The sequence below is a fragment of the Streptomyces sp. NPDC048185 genome, assembly GCF_043202495.1.
GTDB lineage: Bacteria > Actinomycetota > Actinomycetes > Streptomycetales > Streptomycetaceae > Streptomyces.
Genome location: NZ_JBIDAN010000003.1, coordinates 294,395 through 316,339, shown reverse-complemented (window position 1 = coordinate 316,339; position 21,945 = coordinate 294,395). Strand labels below are relative to the sequence as shown.

Genomic DNA, 21,945 nt, shown 5'->3' with positions numbered 1-21,945 from the left:
CTGGACGGGACGTGACTCTGCTCACGTCCCCTTCACATCGACGCACGTTGCGATACCGGTCCTGTATCGGCTACCGGGCTTGGCCAGGTCACACGGAGCGAGCCGGGTACGGTAGGCCGGACGGCAGCCTCCGACCGTACAAACATGCCGGTCGGGACCGACGGAGAGGGCTGGTAGGTAACCATGGAAGAGCCGCGTCGCCTCGGCGGCCGGTACGAGCTGGGCCAGGTGCTCGGCCGTGGTGGCATGGCGGAGGTCTACCTCGCGCACGACACCCGGCTCGGCCGCACCGTGGCGGTGAAGACGCTCCGCGCGGACCTCGCGCGCGACCCGTCCTTCCAGGCCCGGTTCCGCCGGGAGGCCCAGTCGGCCGCCTCGCTCAACCATCCCGCGATCGTCGCGGTCTACGACACGGGCGAGGACTACATCGACAACGTGTCGATCCCGTACATCGTCATGGAGTACGTCGACGGCTCCACACTCCGTGAGCTCCTCCACTCCGGCCGCAAGCTGCTGCCCGAGCGGGCCATGGAGATGACCATCGGCATCCTCCAGGCCCTCGAGTACTCGCACCGCGCCGGCATCGTCCACCGCGACATCAAGCCGGCCAACGTCATGCTCACCCGCAACGGCCAGGTCAAGGTCATGGACTTCGGCATCGCCCGCGCCATGGGCGACTCCGGCATGACGATGACCCAGACCTCCGCCGTCATCGGCACCGCCCAGTACCTCTCCCCGGAGCAGGCCAAGGGCGAACAGGTCGACGCGCGCTCCGACCTCTACTCCACCGGCTGCCTGCTCTACGAGCTCCTCACGGTCCGGCCGCCCTTCGTCGGCGACTCCCCGGTCGCGGTCGCCTACCAGCACGTCCGCGAGGAACCGCAGGCGCCCAGCGTCTTCGACCCCGAGATCACGCCCGAGATGGACGCGATCGTCCTGAAGGCACTGGTCAAGGACCCCGACTACCGCTACCAGTCGGCCGACGAGATGCGCGCCGACATCGAGGCCTGCCTCGACGGCCAGCCGGTCGCCGCCACCGCGGCGATGGGCGTCATGGCGGGCGGGGGCTACGGCGGCTACCCCGACGACCAGCCGACCACCGCCCTGCGCTCGGACTCCGGCGCGGGCGCGGGCGCCACGACCATGCTGCCGCCGATGAACCCCGACGACGGCGGCTACGGCTACGACGACCGCGCCGGCCGGCGCCGGCAGCAGAAGAAGTCCCACACGTCCACGATCCTCCTGGTGCTGGCCGGCATCCTCGTCCTCGTCGGCGCCATCCTCATCGGCAAGTACGCCATCGGCGGCGGGGGCGTCGGCAACGACAACGTCCCCGTACCCAACTTCGTGGGCCTCACCAAGCAGGAGGCCGGCAACCAGGCGACCAACGCCGACCTGGAACTGGCGTTCACCCAGAAGCCCTGCGAGGACCAGGCCAAGGGCCACATCTGCTCGCAGGACCAGAAGCCGGACACCGAGGTCAAGAAGAACTCCACCGTCAACCTCGTCGTCTCCACCGGCGCGCCCAAGGTCGAGGTCCCGGACGTCGAGGGACAGACCTACGCCGACGCCGAGAAGGCGCTGCAGGACAAGGGCTTCGAGGTCGAGAAGGAGACCAAGGAGTCGACGGAGACCCCGGACACGGTGCTCTCCCAGAACCCCGACGGCGGCACGTCGCGCGAGAAGGGCTCGACGGTCACTCTCACCGTCGCCCGGGAGACCTCCCAGGTGACGGTGCCGAGCCTGCTGGGCCTGAGCCCGGACGACGCCAAGCAGCGCCTGGAGGAGAAGGGCCTCGTCCTCGGCTCCCAGACCGAGGAGGAGTCCGCGGCGCAGCCCGAGGGCACCATCTTCGAGCAGAGCTTCCAGCCGGGCACCGACGTGGACCGCGGCAGCACGGTCGCGGTGAAGATCGCCAAGGCGCCGGCGGAGGAGAAGCTCGCCATGCCGAAGGTCACGCAGATGACCGTCGGCCAGGCCAAGCAGGTCCTCGCCCAGAGCGGCCTCCAGCTCGAGAGCGTCCAGGGCGGCGGCGACGACAACGCCATCGTGCTCCAGAGCAACCCGCAGGAGGGCCAGGAGGTCAAGAAGGGCGACAAGGTCACCCTCTTCGCCGCCGGCGGCGGCAACGGCAACAACGGCGGCGGCTTCATCGGCGGGCTCGGCAACAACGGCTGACCCCGCCCGGACGAACAGAGCCCCGGCCCTCACCAGAGGGCCGGGGCTCCGTCCTTGCGGGAACCGCCCGTGAGAGGGCCGGTCAGCGCAGTTCCGCCGGCGGCGTCCGCTCGGCGTCCACCTTCTCCGTGCGGACCAGCTCGCCCCAGACCACGTACCGGTACCTGCTCGTGTACACCGGTGTGCACGTCGTCAGCGTGATGTAGTGGCCCGCCTTCGTCTTCCCGGACTCCTCGGGGACCGCGCCGAGCACCTTCACGTTGTACTTGGAGGTCTCCGGCAGGATGCCGTAGACCTTGTACACGTACCAGGTGTCCTTCGTCTCGAAGACGATCGGGTCGCCCTTCTCGATCTTGTCGATGTTGTGGAACTTCGCCCCGTGCCCGTCCCGGTGGGCCGCCAGCGCGAAGTTGCCCTCCTTGCCCGACGTCGGGAGCTCGGACTTCACCGGATCCGTGTAGTAGCCGGCCACGCCGTCGTTGAGGACCTTCATCGACGTGCCCTTCTCCACGAGGACGTCGCCCTTGCCCATCGCGGGCACGTGCAGGAAGCCGATGCCGGCCTTGGTGTCCAGGGCTCCCGGCCCGTCCGGACCGACCCTGTCCTGGGCCCAGTCGTCGCGTACCTTGTCGGCCTGCTTGCCGGCCTCGCGGTCGGCGACGACGTTCGTCCACCACAGCGAGTAGACGACGAACAGGCCCAGCACCAGGCCCGCCGTGATGAGGAGCTCGCCGAAGACACTGACGACCTGGGCGACGACCCGCCCCGGGCCGCGACGGCGCCGTGCCGCGGACGGCGGCCGGCCGGACTCGTCGGTGTGCTCTTCGTGATCCGTGTCGGTGGTCGCTGCCACTGGTCATCTGCCCTTAATTGACGAGCGCATCCGGCTTGCCCTTGCTGCGCGGCCGTTCCTCGACCATCTTGCCCCAGACGATCATCCGGTACTTACTCGTGAACTCCGGGGTGCACGTGGTCAGCGTGATGTAGCGCCCGGGCCCGGTGAACCCCGACTGCTCGGGCACCGGGTCGAGGACACTGGTGTTGCTCGGCGGCGTCACCGGCAGGATCGACGCCATCTTGTAGACGAAGTACTCGTCCTGCGTCTCCACGACGACCGGATCGCCCGGCTTCAGCTTGTTGATGTACCGGAACGGCTCGCCGTGCGTGTTGCGGTGACCGGCCAGCCCGAAGTTGCCGCTCTTCGCCTCCGGCATCGCCGTCTTGAGCGGATCTTCCGCGTAGTGCCCCACCATGCCCCGGTCCAGCACCTTCTTGCTGCTGACGCCCTCGGCGATCGGCACCACCACGTCCAGCTTCGGGATGTGCAGGATGGCGAACCCCTGCCCCGGCTCGAAGGCCCCCGGGTTCCGCTTGCCGCTCGCCCAGTCGTCCTGGAGGCTGCTCGCCGCCTTGTCGGCCTGCGCGTGCGCCCGCACGTTCGTCCACCACAACTGGTAGGTGACGAACAGCAGCATCAGCACACCGGTCGTGATGAAGACCTCGCCTATCGCGCGGCTCGCGATCACCGCGGGTCCCGGCTTGCGCGCGCGGGCCTGCCGACGGGCCTCCACACGCGACAGCGGCGCTTTTGGCGCCTCGGCGGACTCCTGGGCCCCGGAAGGCCGTTGAGGGCCTCCATGCCGCCCATGGCGCCGTTTGGCGGCCTTCCTGCGGGCCGCGCGGCCACCGCCCGCCGGTCCGGGCGCCGCGGAAGGGGAGACGTCCTCCGTGCGCGCCGGGGGCGCCGGCGGATCCGGGATCCGCAACGCCACCGTCTCGTCGTCGGGAACCGGCGCGTACGTCTCCTCGTACGCCCCCTCGCCCGACGCGCCACCCTCGTACCAGCCACCCTCGAACGCACCGTCCGCGAACGAGCCGCCCCCGAGCGCGCCCGAACCTCCGTACGACTGCCCGTACGAGGGCCCCCGTTCACCGGCCGTGCCGGACTCACGCTCGGGGCGCAGCGCGGTCACGCCGTGGCCCTGCCCACCACCGGGGCGAGCCCCGCCGACCTCGCCACCGCGCCCTGGTCACCGCACTCCGTCAGCCAGTTGGCCAGCATCCGGTGGCCGTGCTCGGTCAGCACCGACTCCGGATGGAACTGCACGCCCTCGACGGGCAGTTCCCGGTGCCGCAGCCCCATCACGATCCCGTCGTGCGTACGGGCCGTCACCTCCAGCTCGGCCGGCACCGTCCCCGGCTCGGCCGCCAGCGAGTGGTACCGCGTCGCCGTGAACGGCGAGGGAAGACCCGCGAACACGCCCCGGCCCCCGTGCTCCACCGACGACGTCTTCCCGTGCAGCAGCTCGGGCGCCCGGCCCACCACACCGCCGTAGGCCACCTGCATCGACTGCATGCCCAGACAGACGCCGAAGACCGGCACCCCGGTCGCCGCGCAGTGCCGCACCATCTCGACGCACACACCCGCCTGCTCCGGCGCCCCCGGGCCCGGCGACAGCAGCACCCCGTCGAAACCGTCCTGGGCATGTCCCGTGGACACCTCGTCGTTGCGCAGGACCTCGCACTCGGCGCCCAGCTGGTAGAGGTACTGGACCAGGTTGAAGACGAAGCTGTCGTAGTTGTCGACGACGAGGATGCGCGCACTCACTGGTTGTCCACCGTCACATCGTTGAAGGGAAGCAGCGGCTCGGCCCACGGGAAGACGTACTGGAACAGGACGTAGACCACGGCCACCACGAGCACGAGCGAGAGCAGCGCCCTGACCCACGCGTTCCCCGGCAGATGCCGCCAGATCCAGCCGTACATGCCGTCCCTTCCGTCGCACCACGGCACCAGACTCACGCCGTACGGCACCAGACTAGCGGCGCGGAGCCCCCGGGAACGGCGTCACTCCACAGGCTGGGCATAGTGCAGGTCCACGGCGCCGGAGTACCCCGGCAGCGTCGCCGTCCCGTCGTCCTCGACCTTCCAGCCGAGTCCGTACACGTTGACGTACACCATGTAGTTCTGGATCGCCGGCGACTCGGCCAGCGCCTTCTTCAGCCGCTCCGGGTCCCCGACCGCCTGGATCGTGTACGGCGGCGAGTAGACGCGGCCCTGGAGGATCAGCGTGTTGCCCACGCACCGCACGGCGCTGGTGGAGATCAGCCGCTGGTCCATCACCTTGATGCCCTCGGCGCCGCCCTGCCACAGCGCGTTCACCACCGCCTGCAGATCCTGCTGGTGGATCACCAGGTAGTCGGGCTGCGGCTCGGGATACCCGGGGAGCTTGGCGGTCGCGTCCGGCGGGGCGTCGTCGAGCGTGACCGAGACGGCCTCGCCCTTCAGCTCCTGCGTGCCCGTCTCCTCCTCCAGCGCCGCGAGCTTGTCGTCCTCCGCCTTCGTGCTTCCGTCGTCGCGCTCGGCGAGGCTCTCGATGTCGTCGCGCAGGGCCGCGTTGGACTCGTCCAGCTCACCGTTCTTACGGCTGCGTTCCTGGATGAGATCGGACAACTTCAGCAAAGAGGCGTCGGTGCGGATATTGGTGCCCTTGGCGGTATTGAAGCTGGTGAAGAAAATGAGGCCCGCGAGAGCGAAGACAGCCGCCGTGAGCACCCGCACCGGCCGGAATCGGCGCCGGCGGGCGGGGCTGGATCCCGTCCCGGGGGAGTCGGCGGAATTGCTCAACGTACCCTTATCTCCTTGAGCGCCACGGAAGCACTACGCTAACGGACGCCCGGGGGAGCGCTCAGAGTCCCCCTGTACTCCGCCCCGAGCCCGAACCGTTCCCTGCGCGGCCACGCAGCGCATCGACAGGAGAGACCCTCGTGCCGAAGTCACGTATCCGCAAGAAGGCCGACTACACGCCGCCGCCCGCGAAGCAGGCGACCGCCATCAAGCTGACCAGCCGCGCCTGGGTCGCTCCGGTCATGCTGGCCATGTTCGTCATCGGTCTCGCCTGGATCGTCGTCTTCTACGTCACCGACGGGTCGCTGCCCATCGACGCGCTGGGCAACTGGAACATCGTGGTGGGCTTCGGTTTCATCGCCGCCGGATTCGGCGTTTCCACGCAGTGGAAGTAGCTCTCCCCAGGGCTATCCACCGAGTTATCCACAGCCCTTGTCCACACGGTGGGGACAAAGAAACGACGATCTGTGGATAACTCACCGGACATTGACGCCGGTGTGACGGAAGTACCAGCAACCGAAAACCTGTTCGCCCCCTGCCTGACCTGCGGAAACACGGTTCAGTGACAGGGGGCACACCTGTTCCCGCACGCTGTGCACAGGGATCGGCACCGCCTGTGGACAATGTGCCGCTCAGGTGAGCTGGGCGGTTCTCAACAGGGTCAGGCCGATGACGGCCACGAGGACCAGCGCACAGGCGCCGTACTGCACGAGCGTCCGCCGCTCCCGCGGCGCGTGGAGCATGGCGTACCCGATGACGGCGCCGGCGACGAGGCCGCCGATGTGGGCCTGCCAGGCGATGTTGTTCCAGCCGAAGGTGAAGACCAGGTTGATCACCAGCAGGCCGATGACCGGACGCATGTCGGCGTTGAGCCGGCGGACGAGGGCGCCGGTCGCGCCGAAGAGGCCGAAGATGGCACCGGAGGCACCGAGCGAGGCGGTGGTCGGCGCGGCGAGCAGGTAGGTCAGGGCACCGCCGGCCAGGCCGGAGACGAGGTACAGCGTGAGGTAACGCGCTCTGCCGAGGGCCGCTTCGAGGGGGCCGCCGAGCCACCAGAGTCCGAGCATGTTGAAGCCGATGTGCCAGAACTCCTGGTGGGTGAACATCGAGGTCACCAGGCGGTACCACTCGCCCTCCACGACGCCCTCGGTCGGCATGAACGGGGCGGGCGGCCAGCGTCCGATCAGGACGAGGTCGTCGAGGAGCGAGGACCGGACGCGGACGGCGATGAACACCGCCACGTTGAGGGCGATGAGGATCTTGGTGACGAGGTGCGGGTCGGCGGCGACCGTGCCGCCGGCGAGTGTGCGGGGCCGGGAGGCAGCGGGGGCGGGTCCGGTGCCGCCGCGGGCGCAGTCGGGGCAGTGGAAGCCGACGGACGCGTCGACCATGCAGTCCGGGCAGATGGGGCGTTCGCAGCGGGTGCAGCGGATACCCGTCTCGCGGTCCGGGTGGCGGTAGCAGCCGGGGAGGCTGTGGGCGGGCGGGGGTGCCTGGCCGTCCGGGCCCTGTGGGCCGTTCGGTGGCTGGTCCATGGGATCCCCTCCCTTGTCCGTCCGTGTCCGGGAGCGCGCTGCCCCGCCCTTCCCTACGGACGAGCGGGGCATTTGGTTCCCCTGGGACGCGCCGGCGAGAGGCGTCCGGGGAGCCGCGGCGGTCAGCCCTGGCGGGTCTCGACGACGACCGACTCGATGACGACGTCGGTGAGGGGGCGGTCGGTGCGGGGGTTGGTCTCCGTGCCGGCGATGGCGTCGACGACCTTCTGGCTGGCCGGGTCGGTGACCTCGCCGAAGATCGTGTGCTTGCGGGTGAGCCACGTGGTCGGGGAGACGGTGATGAAGAACTGGGAGCCGTTGGTGCCGGGGCCGGCGTTGGCCATGGCCAGCAGGTAGGGCTTGTCGAAGGCGAGGTCGGGGTGGAACTCGTCCTCGAACTTGTAGCCGGGGCCGCCGGTGCCGTTGCCCAGCGGGTCTCCGCCCTGGATCATGAAGCCGCTGATCACCCGGTGGAAGACGGTGCCGTCGTAGAGCTTGTCCGTGGACGTCTGCCCGGTCTCGGGATTGGTCCACTCGCGCTCGCCCTGGGCGAGCTCGACGAAGTTCCTGACCGTTTTGGGGGCGTGGTTCGGCAGGAGCCGGACCTCGATGTCGCCGTGGCTGGTCTTCAGGGTGGCGTAGAGCTGCTCGGCCACGATGTGCCTTCCGTCGTCCTGTTGTGCTCCCCGATCCTCGCACGGTCCGTGGCGCACGTCGCCCAGCTGCCGGTACGGGCCGCGGGCCGGCAGGGGCGCTCGGGGGAATCCGGGTGGGTACCCCCGGGTTGCGAGCGCTGGGCGCCGATCCGTGGCATTGTCGTCGAGAGGCTCCCGTTGCCCTGTATTCGTCCGTTTGTTGCCGTTGATCGTCCTTTGGCCGCATCTTCGGCACCACCTGCCCCAGAGGGCCCGAGGTCATCACCCGTGACCCGGATGCTCGCCCTCGCATGCCTGGCTGTGTGTCGGCAGGCATGATCCGTAAAAGGGTGGAAAGTCGAATTACCGTACGCCACCGAGGAGGAGGAACCCGTGACCCGCATCGACAGCGTGCGCGCCGCGACCGGTTCGGCGAAGGACAGCGTGCTGCACGCCGCGGAAGTGGTGGCGCCCTACGCCGACACGGCCAAGGACAGGGCCGCTCACTACGCACAGGAGGCGCGCGTACGGCTGGCGCCCAAGGTGTCGCAGGCCGCGTGCCAGGCCCGGCTTCAGTACGGCGCCCGCGTCGCGCCTCGTCTGGAGCAGGCCCGTACGCATGTGCCGCCGAAGATGGACCAGGCCGCTCACGAGGCCGCGGCCCGTACGCGGCTGGCCGCACGGCAGGCCGCCGACTACTCCCGGCCGGTGATCGAGCAGGCGGTTGCCGCTGCCGGACCCGTCAGGGACGAGGCCACCGCGCGTGGTGCCGCGGCGCTGGCCGCGCTGCGGGGCCAGGTCTCGGCCAAGGAGATCCAGAAGCTGGCCCGCAGGCACGAGCGGCGGGCGAGGGCCGGACGCATCGCCAAGGTGCTGGTGATCGCGGGCGCCGTCGCGGGCGGTGCCTTCGCGGCCTGGAAGTGGTGGGACAAGCAGGCCAACCCGGACTGGCTGGTGGAGCCGCCCGAGGCGACAGAGGTCCCCGAGAACGGACGGCTGACGTCGGTGGACGGCACGGGCGGGGCGGTCCTGGACCCCGAGGTGCAGGCCAAGCAGGCCGAGGACGAGGCCGCCGACGGCGGTGACGAGTCGCGCTGACGGCTTCCGGGGCGGATCGGTACGCCACCACCTCTGTGCATCGCCGCGGGGCGGGAGACTTCCGGGTCTCCCGCCCCGCGGCGATGTTTCACGTGGAACGTCGGTCGGTTCAGCGGCCGTAGCGGCGTTCACGCAGGGAATAGGAGCGCAGGGCACGCAGGAAGTCGATCTCGCGGAAGTCCGGCCAGTAGGTCTCGCAGAAGTACATCTCGGCGTACGCGGACTGCCACAGCAGGAAGCCGGACAGCCGTTGCTCTCCGGAAGTGCGGATGATGAGGTCGGATTCGGACCGCGCCTTGGAGTACAGGTGCTTGGAGATGTGCTCCATGGTGAAGGTCTCGATGAACTCGTCGATGTCCCCGCCCTGGGCGCTGTGCTCCATGAGGGCGGAGCGGACGGCGTCGACGATCTCCCGGCGGCCCCCGTATCCCACGGCGACGTCCACCTTGGTCCCGCCCTGGCGCCCCTGCGTGGCGGCGGTGGCGGTCTTCAGTCTGCTCGCGGACTCGGCCGGGAGGAGGTCGAGCGCTCCGACGACCTCGACGCGCCAGGGGTTGCCGGGCGCGGCGAGCCGCTCCACCACCTCGGCGATGATGTCGATCAGCGGGGTGAGCTGGTCCTCGGGCCGGTGCAGGTTGTCGTCGGAGAGCATGTAGAGGGTGACGTGCTCGATCTCGGCGGAGTCGCACCAGTGCAGGAAGTCCAGCACCTTCGCGCCGCCGGCCCGGTAGCCCTCCCGCGGGTCCTCGATGCCCGATTCCTTGGCCCAGCGACGGTTGCCGTCCAGCATGATGCCGATGTGCTGAGGGCGTGGGCGGCCCTCCAGCTCCCTGACGAGACGCTTCATGTACAGCGCATCGAGTGCGGCTCGTACCTTGGCCCGCATGCTCTGCCCCTTTCATCTCGTCGGCAGCGACCGGACGGCTCCGGCGGCGGTGCGCCGCTTGGCACCGCCCCGCAGGGGTGTGGCGCTGGTGCCCTCTGGGGTGACGATATCAAGAGCAGACAGCACCCTTCCGGTGCTGAGCGGTGGCCTCGCGCACACCCGTTCCCACCCGGTCACGGGGGACCGGTGACCTCTGTCACCCCGTCAACTGCCGTGATTGCGGGACTCGTTGGCGATCATGTGCTCGCCGGGTCCGAGTGCGGGTGCGACGTGCGGGTGCGACGTTCGGCAGCGTCCACGGAGACGGCCGCGGGGCGCGGGGGGAGGCCCGGGGCCGCGTGGACCGCCGGCCCGCGGACCGCTGCGCACGCCGGGTGACGACACCGATGCGAAGAGCCCGTCCGACCTGGCGTTCACGCAGGTCGGACGGGCTCTTGAAAGTGGAGCCTAGGGGAGTCGAACCCCTGACATCTGCCATGCAAAGACAGCGCTCTACCAACTGAGCTAAGGCCCCGGAGAAGACGTCCGGCCGGAGGATCATCGAACCGGCGGGCGCCGCAGACAAGAGTACCGGGTCGCCCCCCGTATCTCACAAATGATGGGGACTCCCGGGGAAACACCACGCTCCGTAAGATGCTCGGCGTGGTTCGCTGGAGCGAACTGCGGTTTTTGGGGAAGCGATGGGGAGACGCAATGGACGCCGCACAGCAGGAAGCCACCGCGAGAGCGCGGGAACTGCAGCGGAACTGGTACGGGGAGCCACTGGGGGCGCTCTTCCGCCGGCTTATCGACGATCTGGGTCTCAACCAGGCGCGTCTGGCGGGGGTGCTGGGGCTGTCCGCGCCGATGCTGTCGCAGCTGATGAGCGGGCAGCGGGCGAAGATCGGTAATCCCGCGGTGGTTCAGCGGGTGCAGCTGCTGCAGGACCTGGCGGGGCAGGTCGCGGACGGCAGTGTCAGCGCGGCCGAGGCCACCGAGCGCATGGACGAGATCAAGAAGTCGCAGGGGGGCTCGGTGCTCAGCAACACCACGCAGACCACGAACAGTTCGGGAGCTCCCACGGTCAAGCGGGTGGTCCGTGAGATCCAGTCGCTGCTGCGCTCGGTGGCGGCCGCCGGCGACATAATCGACGCCGCGGACGCCCTCTCCCCGTCCCACCCGGAGCTGGCGGAGTTCCTGCGGGTGTACGGCGCCGGCCGTACCTCCGACGCGGTCGCGCACTACCAGTCCCACCAGAACTGACCCCCGGGGCCCGGCCGTCGACGGGCTCGGCCGGGCCGCGGCGGGGAGTGGCGCGAGGGGGAGGAGCGGCACACAGCCATGGGTGAGGTCTTCGCGGGCCGGTACGAGCTGGTCGATCCGATCGGCCGTGGAGGGGTGGGGGCCGTCTGGCGTGCCTGGGACCACCGCCGCCGGCGCTACGTGGCCGCCAAGGTGCTGCAGCAGAGGGACGCCCACTCGCTGCTGCGCTTCGTGCGTGAGCAGGCGCTGCGGATCGACCATCCCCATGTGCTGGCTCCGGCCAGCTGGGCCGCCGACGACGACCAGGTCCTGTTCACCATGGACCTGGTCACGGGCGGCTCCCTCGTCCACCTGGTCGGGGACTACGGCCCGCTGCCGCCGGGGTTCGTGTGCACCCTCCTGGACCAGCTCCTGGCGGGCCTGGCGGCGGTGCACGCGGAGGATGTCGTGCACCGCGACGTCAAGCCCGCCAACGTGCTGCTCGAAGCCACCGGGACGGGGCGGCCCCGACTGCGGCTGTCCGACTTCGGCATCGCGATGCGGCTGGGCGAGCCCCGGCTGACGGAGACCAACCTGGTGGTGGGGACGCCCGGTTATCTCGCGCCGGAGCAGATGATGGGCGCGGAACCGGACTTCGCCGCGGACCTGTTCGCCGTGGGGCTGGTCGCCCTCTATCTGCTGGAGGGGGCCAAGCCGGACGCCAAAACGCTCGTCCAGTACTTCGCGGAGCACGGGACGCCGCCGGCCCCGCAGAACATCCCCGAGCCGTTGTGGCAGATCGTGGCCACGCTGGTGCAGCCGGATCCGGAGGCGAGGTTCCGTACGGCCACGGGGGCGCGCAAGGCACTGGCGGCGGCGGCGGAGCTGCTGCCGGAGCCGGGCCCGGACGACGAGCTGATCGAGGTCTTCGACCAGATCGGCCCTCTGCCCCCGGGGTTCGGGCCCGGCGGGCCGCTCGCACGGGCCACGGGGGTGGACGACAAACCGACGGATCCTCGGCGGCCCTCCGCCCCTGCGCGGACCCCGGACAGCTCGCAACCGCCACCGCGGGGACCGTCCGAACCCGCACCCGCACCGTCCCCCGGGCCCGCACGGCCGTCCGCGATGACGGACACCGGCAGCTTCCCCCTGCCGCCCCCGCAGGCCACCGCCACGTCCGGCCCCCAGCGGACGCCCGCACATACCCCGCCCCACCCGTCGGCACAGCCGCAGACGCCTGCTTCCCCGGGCCGGGGGCACCATCCCTCGTACGCTCCCCCGCCTCCTCCCGGGACGCCGGCACCGCAGCCGTGGCAGCCCGCCGACGTGCCCACCGCCGCGTACACCGCTCAGGACCCACGGGCCCCGCGTTCCCCACGGGCCGAGCAGGCTGCCGCGCCCGCTCCGGCGTACCGCCAGCACCGCGCGGCGCGGCGCCGCCGTCCCGGGCCCCCGGCCCGGGTGGCGGTTCCGCTGCTGCTGCTCGCGCTGGCCTGTTACGCCGTCGGTTTCTGGGCTCTGGCCCACAGCTGAGGCCCGGGCCGGCCGGGACGCGTCAGGCGGCCCGGCGCCGGGCGAGCGCCGTCCACACGCCGAGCCCTGCCAGCAGGACGCTGCCGGCGCCGATCCCGCCCACGGCGAGCGCCGTCATGGCGGTGCCGTCGTCCCCGGCCGCTCCGTCCGCCGACGCCGCCTGCCGGTCGCGGGCCGGCACCTCGAAGACGCCGGCGGGCACGGACTCCCCCGCGTACCCGGGCCCGGCCTGCGCCGTTCCCTCCAGCCGCAGGCGCAGGACCAGCGGGAACGGGCCCGGTCCGAAGTCGTCGGCCACCTGGGCCGCGAGGTGCACCACCAGGTAGTAGTCGCCGGCGAACCGCATGCCGGTGACCCGGTCGCCGGTGCCGTACCGGTTGGCGTACGCCACCGGCGGCACGGCAGCGAGCGCGGCCGTGGCCTGGCGGCCGGTGTACCCCCTGGCGGCGTCGGCGACCTCGCCGCGCACGGGGTTGTGCAGGGCCAGGCGCAGTGCGCCGGTCGCGTAGCCGGAGCCGCTGTCGGTACTGCCGATCTCGGCGGCGGCGTGGAGTTGCCGGCCCCAGTCGACGGGCACCTTGTAGAAGAGGGTCTGTCCGGGCCGGATGTCGTCGCGCCAGGCTCCCTGGCCGACGGGGGTGGCCCGGGCGAAGCCGCTGCCGCCGCGGCGGCGTTCGGGCTCGCCCGTGAGCGGTTCGGGCGGGGCGGAGTCCCACGTTTCGGGTGCGTGTGTGGCACCGGTGTGTGCCGGGCGCGGTTCCGTGACGGCGGTGAGCTCCAGGTCCCAGGGCTCCGGCGGGGAGTCCTTCGGCCGCGACCGCTCGACAGTGACGTAGTAGGTGCCGGCTTCCTGGCACCGCGTTCCGCCGGGGGCGATGGCGCGTACGCCCCAGGCCGTGACCGGGCGAGGGCTGCGGGCGGCACCGAAACTCGCGGTGTCCGACGAGCAGATGCCCCCTTCGGCGTCCTGCAGGGACAGCCGGACGCCGTCGACGGCGGTGAGCTCGCCGCCCTCGCCGGGAACGGCGGTGGCGGAGACGTACGTGTCCGAGGCCGCGTCGAGTGCGAGGCGGTAATGGAGCGTGCCGCTCCGCGGCAGGGAGCCGCGGTACGTCGTGCCGGGTTCGAGCAGCGGGGCGTCCGTGGTGCCGCTCGCGCCCTCGACCCGACGGGCGTCCTCGGCGAAGGCGTAGCCGCCCGGCGTACCGGCCGCCAGGGCCGTCCCGCCCGGCAGGACGCAGGAGGTGACCAGCACCGCGGTCACGACGGCCAGACGCACCGGCACCGGTGGGCGGCCACGTCCCGAACCGGCTCGCCACCGCGCCCTGCACCAGCGCACCATCAGCCGCCACCCCTCGCGCTCGCCGTCGCACGGACCGTGGCCCATCCTGCCGCGCGCCCGGTGGTCCGCGCGCCCGGTCCGGACAACACAAAACCCCGACCGTGACGACGGCCGGGGTCTGCTCAGGACCGGATGTCGGTCGTACTCACGAACCCGTGGGCACGGAGTCAGTCGCCTCCGTCCACAGATCCTGCTCGGCGCGATCCGCCTGGATCTGGCGGTACACGAGGAGCCCGCCGATGGCGGCCAGTGCGACCAGGAGAAGCTTCTTCACCGCGCGACCTCGTCTTTCCTTGACGTAGGGGACCTCTGGCGCCCGACTATACACACCGGCCGATACCGAACGGTGATCCGAGTCGGCCCTCAACTGCCCGTCGGCGGAACCCAGTAGATGCCGACCGGACCGTTCCGATCGGAGGGTGATCACATCTCTACGGACGGTGACTTTCGCCCGGACTTCCACCGTCTCCGCACCTTTTCGACCCCCTTGCCGCCATCCGGGTGGTGTTCATCTGAACATCGCGGCGCCACGGGCGCAGGTCCACCACTTCGCGGTCCACATACACATCATGAGGAAAGTACGCAAATCGCCCGACCCGAAAGTGAGGGGCCATGGCCCGGAACAAGGTCATGAAGCTGTGGACCGCCATCGTCACCGCCTTCCTCGCGCTGTGCACGGCGCTCGGATTCGTCACGACGACCGCCGCGGCGGCCGTACCGCACACCGAGAAGCACAGCAACACGAAGACCGCGCCCGAGTCGGCGGCACCGGCGGCGGCACCCTGGTCCTGGTCCCGGGCAGGGGCCCTGCCCCCCACGATGAAACAGCGCATCCACGCCGAGGCTCACGGGAAGGCCCCCAGTTGCCGGCACCGTCCGCAGGCGGACACCGCACCGGCCGTCACGACCCTGCCCTGCGACACCACCGAGTCCCCGGACGAGCAGCACGGCGTCCCACTGCAGCGCTGAGCGGCCCGGCGCCCCGCGCCCCCGCCCGACCCTGACATCACGGCGTATTGCGTACAGCACCGCACGCGAGAAACGGCCCGGCCGCTCGGCAGAGCAGCCGGGCCGTCGCCGTGTGCGCGCCCTCACCACCGGCCGCGAGGCCCGCTTCGCCGCTCTGCGGCACCCGTCCTACTCCTCCGGCTCCCACGCGCGCAGCAGGTCGAACAGGTCTGCGTCTCCCTCGATCCGCAGGGAGTCCGCCGGGATACGGTCGTACACGAAGAGAACCAGGTCACTGGCCGTGCCGCGAACGGAGACACCGGCCGCGTCCGGGCCCTCGCCGGCGGCGACGGGCGTCGCGCCGGGCGCGGAGACACGGGCAGCGCGTGCGCCGCCGCCGTCGACCGTGAGGCGCCAGGAGCGACCCTCGGTGGCGTGAAAGTCGAAGGCCGTGGGCTCGTGCGGCCAGGCTCCCGTCGTGGCGACGCAGGTGAACAGGAACTCCTCGACACCGTCGAGCGCCACCTCGTCCGGCAGCGGCTCCGGGGCACCCACGGTGACCTGGGCGTCGTAGGTGTGCACCGCGATCTGCTGGAGCTGGTGCCGGGCGACGGCGCCACAGGTCCGCGGCGACTGGGACGCGCCCCACCACGTCCAGCACCCACGCTCCGGGCCGGCCTCCCGCAACGCGTCCAGCAGGTGCTCCGTGGACTCCGCCAACCAGGCCGGCAGGGCCTCGCGCTCCCGGGGCACAGCCGGGGCGCCCTCCGCTGCGGACTTCTCCAGGGCTGGCCCCGCGGCGACGGTGGCGGCCCAGTCGCGGCGCCCCTCGCCGATGTGCCGCGCCAGATCGAACAGCGTCCACTCGGGGCAGGTCGGCACCTGTGCGTCGAGGCTGGGCGCGGAGGCGACCACCGCGCGGAAGGCAGCCGACCGCTCGTCGATCAGTCGCAACAGAACAGGGAACGTCAGTGTCGTCACCCGGACTCTCTATCACCGCGTCCCGACCGTCTGACAGCGATTTCCGCCACCGGGGCGGCGAACGCGCGGGGATGTCAAAGACCCCCAGTCGGTATCGACTGGGGGTCTTTTCGCTGGTGGGGCTAACAGGATTTGAACCTGTGGCCTCATCCTTATCAGGGATGCGCTCTAACCAACTGAGCTATAGCCCCGCCGCGCTCTGCGGTGTGTGTCCCGCGCGCTGACTCCTGAAGATTAGCGCACGAGGCGGGCAGTCCCAAAATCGGTTCTCCCGGGACCGCCCGCGCGGATCACTCGTCCTCGGCGAGCGTCAGCTCCACACCGCCGACGAAGCCGGCGGAGAGGTTGTAGATGAACGCGCCGAGCGTGGCGAGAGCCGTCGCGAGGACGACGTCGATCACCGCGATGATCGACGTGAACATCAGCACGTTGGGCAGCGACAGGAAGGACTGCAGGTCGAAGCCGTTGGACTCGTTCGACCCGGTGGCCTCGGAGATCGTGCCGCCGACCGTCGAGAAGACGCCCATGGCGTCCATGACCATCCACAGCACGGCGGAGGCCACGATCGTGCAGATGCCGAGCGCGATGGAGAGCAGGAAGCTGACCTTCATCACCGACCACGGGTCGGCCTTGGCCACGCGCAGCCGTGCCTTGCGGACGCGGGGCGTGGTGCGCGCCCCGGTGCGCGGGCGGCGTGCGGCGGCCGCGGACGGGTTGCCGCCCTGGGTCTGATAGGCCTGCGGCGGGTGGTACGGCCCGCCGGGCTGCTGCGGCTGCCGTTCGCCGGGCAGCGGCGAGGCCGACTGCCGGGTCTGCGGGCCTCTGGTGTCCGTCACAGTTCCCCCCTGGGATCCATGAGTGTCAGACGCGTGCGAGCCGGTCGCGCCGTCGTCGATCTTGCGCAGCTGAGTCGTGTGCGGATCCGTCGCACGCGCGGCGGAGCCACGGCCGCCGTCCGTCTCCGTACCTCTCGGGGTACTGGCCGATCCGGCGCCCGTGGCTCCGCTCACGATGACTCTCTCCTCGTGCTACTCGGCCGAGGGCGCCTCACCCTCGTCCGTGCCGGTGGTCGCGGCACCCTCGGCGGCCTCGTCGACGACGACATCGCCGTCGACCTCCTCCGCCTCGCGTCCCGCCTCGGCGTTGCGCGCGATACCCACGACGGCATCGCGCTTGCCCAGATTGATCAGTTGGACGCCCATGGTGTCACGGCCCGTCTCCCTGACTTCGCTGACTCGCGTACGAATCACACCGCCCGAGAGTGTGATGGCGAGGATCTCGTCGTTCTCCTCGACCACCAGCGCGCCCACGAGCGTTCCGCGGTCCTCGACGATCTTGGCGGCCTTGATGCCGAGGCCACCGCGACCCTGGACGCGGTACTCGTCGACGGAGGTCCGCTTCGCGTACCCGCCGTCGGTGGCAGTGAACACGAACGTACCGGCTCGAACAACATTCATCGAGAGCAGCTCGTCCCCCTCGCGGAAACTCATGCCCTTGACGCCCGAGGTGGCACGGCCCATGGGACGCAGGGTGTCGTCCGAAGCAGTGAACCTGATCGACTGCGCCTTCTTGCTGATCAGCAGCAGATCGTCCTCGGCCGAGACGAGCTCGGCTCCGATCAGCTCGTCGTCGGAACCGTCCGCCTGCTCGCGCAGGTTGATGGCGATCACGCCGCCCGAGCGCGGGGAGTCGTAGTCCTTCAGCGGCGTCTTCTTCACCAGGCCGGCCTTGGTGGCCAGGACCAGGTAGGGCACCGCCTCGTAGTCGCGGATCGCGCGGATCTGGGCGATCGTCTCGTCCGGCTGGAAGGCCAGCAGGTTCGCGACGTGCTGGCCGCGCGCGTCCCGGCCGGCGTCGGGCAGCTCGTACGCCTTGACCCGGTAGACCCGGCCCTTGTTGGTGAAGAACAGCAGCCAGTGGTGCGTGGTGGACACGAAGAAGTGGTTGACGATGTCGTCTTCCTTGAGCTTCGTGCCCCGTACGCCCTTGCCGCCGCGCTTCTGGGCGCGGTAGTCGTCGGTCTTGGTGCGCTTGATGTAGCCGCCGCGCGTGACCGTGACGACGATGTCCTCTTCGGCGATCAGGTCCTCGATGGACATGTCGCCCTCGTACGGGATCAGCTTGGTCTTGCGGTCGTCGCCGTACTTCTCGACGAGCGCCGCCAGCTCCGCGCTGACGATCCCGCGCTGACGGACCGGCGAGGCGAGGATCTCGTTGTACTCGTTGATCTTCGCCTGGAGTTCGTCGTGCTCCTGGACGATCTTCTGCCGCTCCAGAGCCGCCAGTCGACGCAGCTGCATCTCGAGGATGGCGTTGGCCTGGATCTCGTCGATCTCCAGGAGGTCCATCAGGCCCCCGCGCGCGATCTCGACGGTGTCGCTGCGCCGGATCAGCGCGATGACCTCGTCGATCGCGTCCAGGGCCTTGAGCAGACCGCGCAGGATGTGGGCGCGCTCCTCGGCCTTGCGCAGGCGGAACTTCGTCCGCCGGACGATGACCTCGATCTGGTGGTTCACCCAGTGCCGGATGAACGCGTCCAGCGAGAGGGTGCGCGGCACTCCGTCGACCAGGGCCAGCATGTTGGCGCCGAAGTTCGACTGCAGGTCGGTGTGCTTGTACAGGTTGTTCAGGACGACCTTGGCGACCGCGTCCCGCTTGAGCACGATGACCAGGCGCTGGCCGGTGCGCGAGGACGTCTCGTCGCGGACGTCGGCGATGCCGCCGATCTTGCCGTCCTTCACCAGGTCGGCGATCTTCTGCGCGAGGTTGTCGGGGTTGGTCTGGTACGGCAGCTCCGTGACCACCAGGCACTGGCGGTTCTGGATCTCCTCGACCTCGACGACCGCGCGCATGGTGATCGAGCCGCGTCCGGTGCGGTAGGCCTCCTCGATGCCCTTGCGGCCCACCACCAGGGCGCCGGTCGGGAAGTCGGGGCCCTTGATGCGCTCGATGAGCGCGTCCAGCAGCTCCTCGTGCGACGCCTCGTAGTTCTCCAGGTACCACTGGGCGCCGGCCGCGACCTCGCGCAGGTTGTGCGGCGGGATGTTGGTCGCCATGCCGACCGCGATACCGGCCGAACCGTTGATCAGCAGGTTCGGGAAGCGGGCGGGCAGGACGGTCGGCTCCTGGGAGCGGCCGTCGTAGTTGTCCGTGAAGTCGACGGTCTCCTCGTCGATGTCGCGGACCATCTCCATCGACAGCGGCGCCATCTTGCACTCGGTGTACCGCATGGCCGCCGCCGGGTCGTTGCCCGGCGAGCCGAAGTTGCCGTTGGAGTCGACGAGCGGCATCCGCATCGACCACGGCTGGGCGAGGCGGACCAGGGCGTCGTAGATGGAGCTGTCGCCGTGGGGGTGGTAGTTGCCCATGACGTCGCCGACGACGCGGGCGCACTTGTAGAAGCCGCGCTCGGGGCGGTAGCCGCCGTCGTACATGGCGTACAGCACCCGGCGGTGGACGGGCTTGAGCCCGTCACGGACGTCGGGCAGCGCACGCGAGACGATGACGGACATCGCGTAGTCGAGGTACGAGCGCTGCATCTCCGTCTCGAGCCCGACGGGCTCGACACGCATCGCCAGGGCGTCGCCCTCGGGCGTCGTCACAGGAGTGTTCTCGTCGGTCATTGCTGGTGAAGGTCCTTCCTGGTGCGGTCAGCTGAGACCGACTCAGATGTCGAGGAAGCGGACGTCCTTGGCGTTGCGCTGGATGAACGCGCGCCGGGCCTCGACGTCCTCGCCCATCAGCACCGAGAACAGGTCGTCGGCCTGCGCGGCGTCGTCGAGCGTGACCTGGCCGAGCACGCGGTGCTCCTGGTCCATGGTCGTGACGCGCAGCTCCTCGGCGTTCATCTCACCGAGACCCTTGAAGCGCTGCACGGAGTCCTCACGGATGCGCTTGCCGGCCTGGCGGCCCATCTCGATCAGCGCGTCGCGCTCACGGTCCGAGTACGCGTACTCGAAGTCGTCCCGGCCCCACTTGATCTTGTAGAGCGGCGGACGGGACAGGTACACGTGGCCGGCCTCGACCAGCGGCCGCATGAAGCGGAACAGGAAGGTCAGCAGCAGGGTGTTGATGTGCTGGCCGTCGACGTCGGCGTCCGCCATCAGGATGATCTTGTGGTAGCGGAGCTTCTCGATGTCGAAGTCCTCGTGCACACCGGTGCCGAACGCGGAGATCATCGCCTGGATCTCCTGGTTCTGCAGGATCCGGTCGATGCGCGCCTTCTCCACGTTGAGGATCTTGCCTCGGATCGGGAGGATCGCCTGGTACTGCGGGTTGCGGCCGGACTTGGCCGAACCGCCGGCGGAGTCGCCCTCGACGATGAAGATCTCGCACTTGATCGGGTCGTTCGACTGGCAGTCCGACAGCTTGCCCGGCAGCGACGCCGACTCCAGCAGGCCCTTGCGACGGGTGAGGTCACGTGCCTTGCGGGCCGCGACGCGCGCGGTGGCCGCCTGGATGCCCTTGCGGATGATGTCCGCGGCCTCGTTCGGATTGCGGTCGAGCCAGTCGGTCAGGTGCTCGTAGACGATCTTCTGGACGAAGGTCTTCACCTCGGTGTTGCCGAGCTTCGTCTTCGTCTGGCCCTCGAACTGGGGCTCGCTCAGCTTCACCGAGATGATCGCCGTCAGGCCCTCGCGGATGTCGTCGCCCGTGAGGTTGTCGTCCTTCTCGCGCAGCAGCTTCTTGTCGCGCGCGTACTTGTTGATCAGCGAGGTGAGCGCCGCACGGAAGCCCTCCTCGTGCGTACCGCCCTCGTGCGTGTGGATGATGTTGGCGAAGGAGTACACGCCCTCGGTGTAGCCGCCGTTCCACTGCATCGCGACCTCGAGGGACAGGTTCTTGTCCTTGTCCTCCGCCTCGAGGTCGATCACGCTGGGGTGCACCAGCTCTCCCTTGCGGGAGTTGAGGTACTTCACGAAGTCGACGATGCCGCCCTCGTAGTGGTACGAGACGCTCTTGACCTCGTGCTTCTCGTCCTCGCCCGCCTCGTCCGCGCCGGCCGTGGCCTTCGCCGACTCGCGCTCGTCGGTGAGGTTGATCTTCAGGCCCTTGTTGAGGAAGGCCATCTCCTGGAAGCGCCGGGAGAGCGTCTCGAAGGAGTAGTCGGTGGTCTCGAAGATGTCGCCGTCGGCCCAGAAGGTGACCGTCGTGCCGGTCTCCTCGGTGGCCTCGTGCTTCGCGAGCGGTGCCGTGGGGACACCCAGCTTGTAGTCCTGCGTCCAGCGGTAGCCGTCGGTCTTCACCTCGACGGAGACCTTCGTGGACAGGGCGTTGACGACGGAGACGCCCACGCCGTGCAAACCACCGGAGACCGCGTAACCACCGCCGCCGAACTTGCCGCCCGCGTGCAGCACGGTCAGCACGACCTCGACGGCGGGCTTGCCCTCGGAGGGGACGATGCCCACCGGGATGCCACGGCCGTTGTCGACGACCCGGACGCCGCCGTCGGCGAGGATCGTCACGTCGATGGTGTCCGCGTGACCGGCCAGCGCCTCGTCGACGGAGTTGTCCACGACCTCCTGCACCAGGTGGTGCAGGCCGCGCTCACCGGTCGAGCCGATGTACATGCCGGGTCGCTTGCGGACCGCGTCCAGACCCTCGAGGACGGTGATGGCACTGGCGTCGTACGAGGCGGGAGCTTCGCCGTCGGCGGTGCTCACCGGGTCGTTCACGCCGGTGTCGGTGGACGGGTTGTTCTCGTTGGGGTTGCCGGAATCGGCCACGAAGCGCCCTTTCTGGCACAGCACGAGCCGGGCTCGTCGGCGGGTTGCCGGAGCGGCTGCGGCATGTTGCGTTGGTAAGCCTTGATCAGCGTTGCTCAGCTTGTCCCGGACGGTCCCCACGTTCGGGGCGGGATTGTCTTCCATTCTACCGGTAGCACTGACACTGATGGGGGTTTGCCGGTGCCTGAGTTCGCATGTGCCGCCCTGAACGAGCCTCTCCCGACTCCCGATATGC

General features: G+C 70.0%; 20 protein-coding genes and 2 tRNA genes. 6 read left to right on the top strand and 16 right to left on the bottom strand.

Features of this window, described 5'->3' with window-relative positions:
- The first annotated feature begins 183 nt into the window (after window positions 1-183).
- Window positions 184-2,178 (top strand): Stk1 family PASTA domain-containing Ser/Thr kinase, encoded by a 1,995-nt coding sequence (gene pknB, locus ACGF3H_RS11965; RefSeq protein WP_362486239.1) that lies wholly within the window; start codon window positions 184-186, stop codon window positions 2,176-2,178.
- Between the two features lie 82 nt (window positions 2,179-2,260).
- Here pknB and ACGF3H_RS11960 read toward each other — a convergent pair whose 3' ends face one another.
- Genes ACGF3H_RS11960 through ACGF3H_RS11940 form a run of 5 tightly spaced genes read right to left on the bottom strand, consistent with a single transcriptional unit; the run spans window position 2,261 to window position 5,805 of the window.
- A complete protein-coding gene (locus ACGF3H_RS11960) occupies window positions 2,261-3,031 on the bottom strand; it encodes a class E sortase (RefSeq protein ID WP_362486237.1) in 771 nt (256 codons plus the stop codon).
- Between the two features lie 13 nt (window positions 3,032-3,044).
- A complete protein-coding gene (locus ACGF3H_RS11955) occupies window positions 3,045-4,151 on the bottom strand; it encodes a class E sortase (RefSeq protein WP_362486235.1) in 1,107 nt (368 codons plus the stop codon).
- The gene (locus ACGF3H_RS11950; RefSeq protein ID WP_362486233.1) at window positions 4,148-4,786 is read right to left on the bottom strand and encodes an aminodeoxychorismate/anthranilate synthase component II; all 639 of its coding nucleotides are present in this window, start codon (window positions 4,784-4,786) and stop codon (window positions 4,148-4,150) included. Before ACGF3H_RS11950 ends, ACGF3H_RS11955 begins: the two co-directional genes overlap by 4 nt.
- The gene (locus ACGF3H_RS11945) at window positions 4,783-4,980 is read right to left on the bottom strand and encodes a hypothetical protein (RefSeq protein ID WP_362486658.1); all 198 of its coding nucleotides are present in this window, start codon (window positions 4,978-4,980) and stop codon (window positions 4,783-4,785) included. The genes ACGF3H_RS11950 and ACGF3H_RS11945 overlap by 4 nt, the downstream gene beginning before the upstream one ends.
- A gap of 45 nt (window positions 4,981-5,025) precedes the next feature.
- A complete protein-coding gene (locus ACGF3H_RS11940; RefSeq protein WP_362486231.1) occupies window positions 5,026-5,805 on the bottom strand; it encodes a DUF881 domain-containing protein in 780 nt (259 codons plus the stop codon).
- A gap of 140 nt (window positions 5,806-5,945) precedes the next feature.
- Between ACGF3H_RS11940 and crgA the strand changes: the two genes are divergently transcribed.
- A complete protein-coding gene (crgA, locus tag ACGF3H_RS11935; protein ID WP_015659214.1) occupies window positions 5,946-6,200 on the top strand; it encodes a cell division protein CrgA in 255 nt (84 codons plus the stop codon).
- Between the two features lie 237 nt (window positions 6,201-6,437).
- On the opposite strand, the gene ACGF3H_RS11930 is transcribed toward crgA, so the two are convergent.
- Together ACGF3H_RS11930 and ACGF3H_RS11925 are read right to left on the bottom strand one after the other, a co-directional pair.
- On the bottom strand, window positions 6,438-7,340 hold the full coding sequence (locus ACGF3H_RS11930) for a rhomboid family intramembrane serine protease (protein WP_362486228.1): 903 nt from the start codon (window positions 7,338-7,340) through the stop codon (window positions 6,438-6,440).
- A gap of 122 nt (window positions 7,341-7,462) precedes the next feature.
- A complete protein-coding gene (locus ACGF3H_RS11925; protein WP_362486225.1) occupies window positions 7,463-7,996 on the bottom strand; it encodes a peptidylprolyl isomerase in 534 nt (177 codons plus the stop codon).
- Window positions 7,997-8,368: 372 nt separating this feature from the next.
- Here ACGF3H_RS11925 and ACGF3H_RS11920 point away from each other — a divergent pair, with 372 nt between their 5' ends.
- Entirely contained in the window at window positions 8,369-9,073 is a 705-nt protein-coding gene (locus ACGF3H_RS11920; RefSeq protein WP_362486224.1) for a DUF5324 family protein, read from the top strand.
- Between the two features lie 109 nt (window positions 9,074-9,182).
- Here ACGF3H_RS11920 and ACGF3H_RS11915 read toward each other — a convergent pair whose 3' ends face one another.
- Both ACGF3H_RS11915 and ACGF3H_RS11910 read right to left on the bottom strand, forming a co-directional pair.
- Window positions 9,183-9,959, bottom strand: a complete 777-nt coding sequence (locus ACGF3H_RS11915; protein ID WP_362486222.1) for an isoprenyl transferase — start codon at window positions 9,957-9,959, stop codon at window positions 9,183-9,185.
- A gap of 441 nt (window positions 9,960-10,400) precedes the next feature.
- Window positions 10,401-10,473: transfer RNA gene (locus tag ACGF3H_RS11910), tRNA-Ala, on the bottom strand.
- 179 nt (window positions 10,474-10,652) lie between these two features.
- Between ACGF3H_RS11910 and ACGF3H_RS11905 the strand changes: the two genes are divergently transcribed.
- Together ACGF3H_RS11905 and ACGF3H_RS11900 are read left to right on the top strand one after the other, a co-directional pair.
- Complete coding sequence (locus tag ACGF3H_RS11905) at window positions 10,653-11,201, top strand: DNA-binding protein (protein ID WP_161163400.1); 549 nt, start codon at window positions 10,653-10,655, stop codon at window positions 11,199-11,201.
- A 78-nt stretch (window positions 11,202-11,279) separates the two neighbouring features.
- Window positions 11,280-12,713: a protein kinase gene (locus ACGF3H_RS11900; protein ID WP_362486220.1), complete on the top strand. Its 1,434-nt coding sequence runs from the start codon at window positions 11,280-11,282 to the stop codon at window positions 12,711-12,713.
- Window positions 12,714-12,735: 22 nt separating this feature from the next.
- Here the strand turns inward: ACGF3H_RS11900 and ACGF3H_RS11895 are convergent, their stop codons facing one another.
- A complete protein-coding gene (locus tag ACGF3H_RS11895; RefSeq protein WP_362486646.1) occupies window positions 12,736-14,055 on the bottom strand; it encodes a hypothetical protein in 1,320 nt (439 codons plus the stop codon).
- A 145-nt stretch (window positions 14,056-14,200) separates the two neighbouring features.
- Window positions 14,201-14,329, bottom strand: coding sequence for a DLW-39 family protein (locus ACGF3H_RS11890; protein ID WP_003999697.1), 129 nt, complete (start codon window positions 14,327-14,329; stop codon window positions 14,201-14,203).
- 338 nt (window positions 14,330-14,667) lie between these two features.
- Here ACGF3H_RS11890 and ACGF3H_RS11885 point away from each other — a divergent pair, with 338 nt between their 5' ends.
- Window positions 14,668-15,024: a DUF6344 domain-containing protein gene (locus ACGF3H_RS11885; protein ID WP_362486218.1), complete on the top strand. Its 357-nt coding sequence runs from the start codon at window positions 14,668-14,670 to the stop codon at window positions 15,022-15,024.
- A 168-nt stretch (window positions 15,025-15,192) separates the two neighbouring features.
- Here ACGF3H_RS11885 and ACGF3H_RS11880 read toward each other — a convergent pair whose 3' ends face one another.
- The 5 genes from ACGF3H_RS11880 to gyrB all read right to left on the bottom strand — a co-directional run bounded on the left by ACGF3H_RS11880 (window position 15,193) and on the right by gyrB (window position 21,710).
- Window positions 15,193-15,984, bottom strand: coding sequence for a maleylpyruvate isomerase family mycothiol-dependent enzyme (locus ACGF3H_RS11880; RefSeq protein ID WP_362486216.1), 792 nt, complete (start codon window positions 15,982-15,984; stop codon window positions 15,193-15,195).
- 114 nt (window positions 15,985-16,098) lie between these two features.
- A tRNA-Ile gene (locus ACGF3H_RS11875) sits at window positions 16,099-16,175 on the bottom strand.
- A gap of 99 nt (window positions 16,176-16,274) precedes the next feature.
- Window positions 16,275-16,994 carry a DUF3566 domain-containing protein gene (locus ACGF3H_RS11870; protein ID WP_362486214.1) on the bottom strand — a complete coding sequence of 240 codons (720 nt, stop codon included), beginning with the start codon at window positions 16,992-16,994 and terminating at the stop codon, window positions 16,275-16,277.
- Between the two features lie 18 nt (window positions 16,995-17,012).
- Window positions 17,013-19,607: a DNA gyrase subunit A gene (gene gyrA / locus ACGF3H_RS11865; RefSeq protein ID WP_362486212.1), complete on the bottom strand. Its 2,595-nt coding sequence runs from the start codon at window positions 19,605-19,607 to the stop codon at window positions 17,013-17,015.
- A gap of 42 nt (window positions 19,608-19,649) precedes the next feature.
- Window positions 19,650-21,710 carry a DNA topoisomerase (ATP-hydrolyzing) subunit B gene (gyrB, locus tag ACGF3H_RS11860; protein WP_362486210.1) on the bottom strand — a complete coding sequence of 687 codons (2,061 nt, stop codon included), beginning with the start codon at window positions 21,708-21,710 and terminating at the stop codon, window positions 19,650-19,652.
- Between the last annotated feature and the right edge of the window lie 235 nt (window positions 21,711-21,945).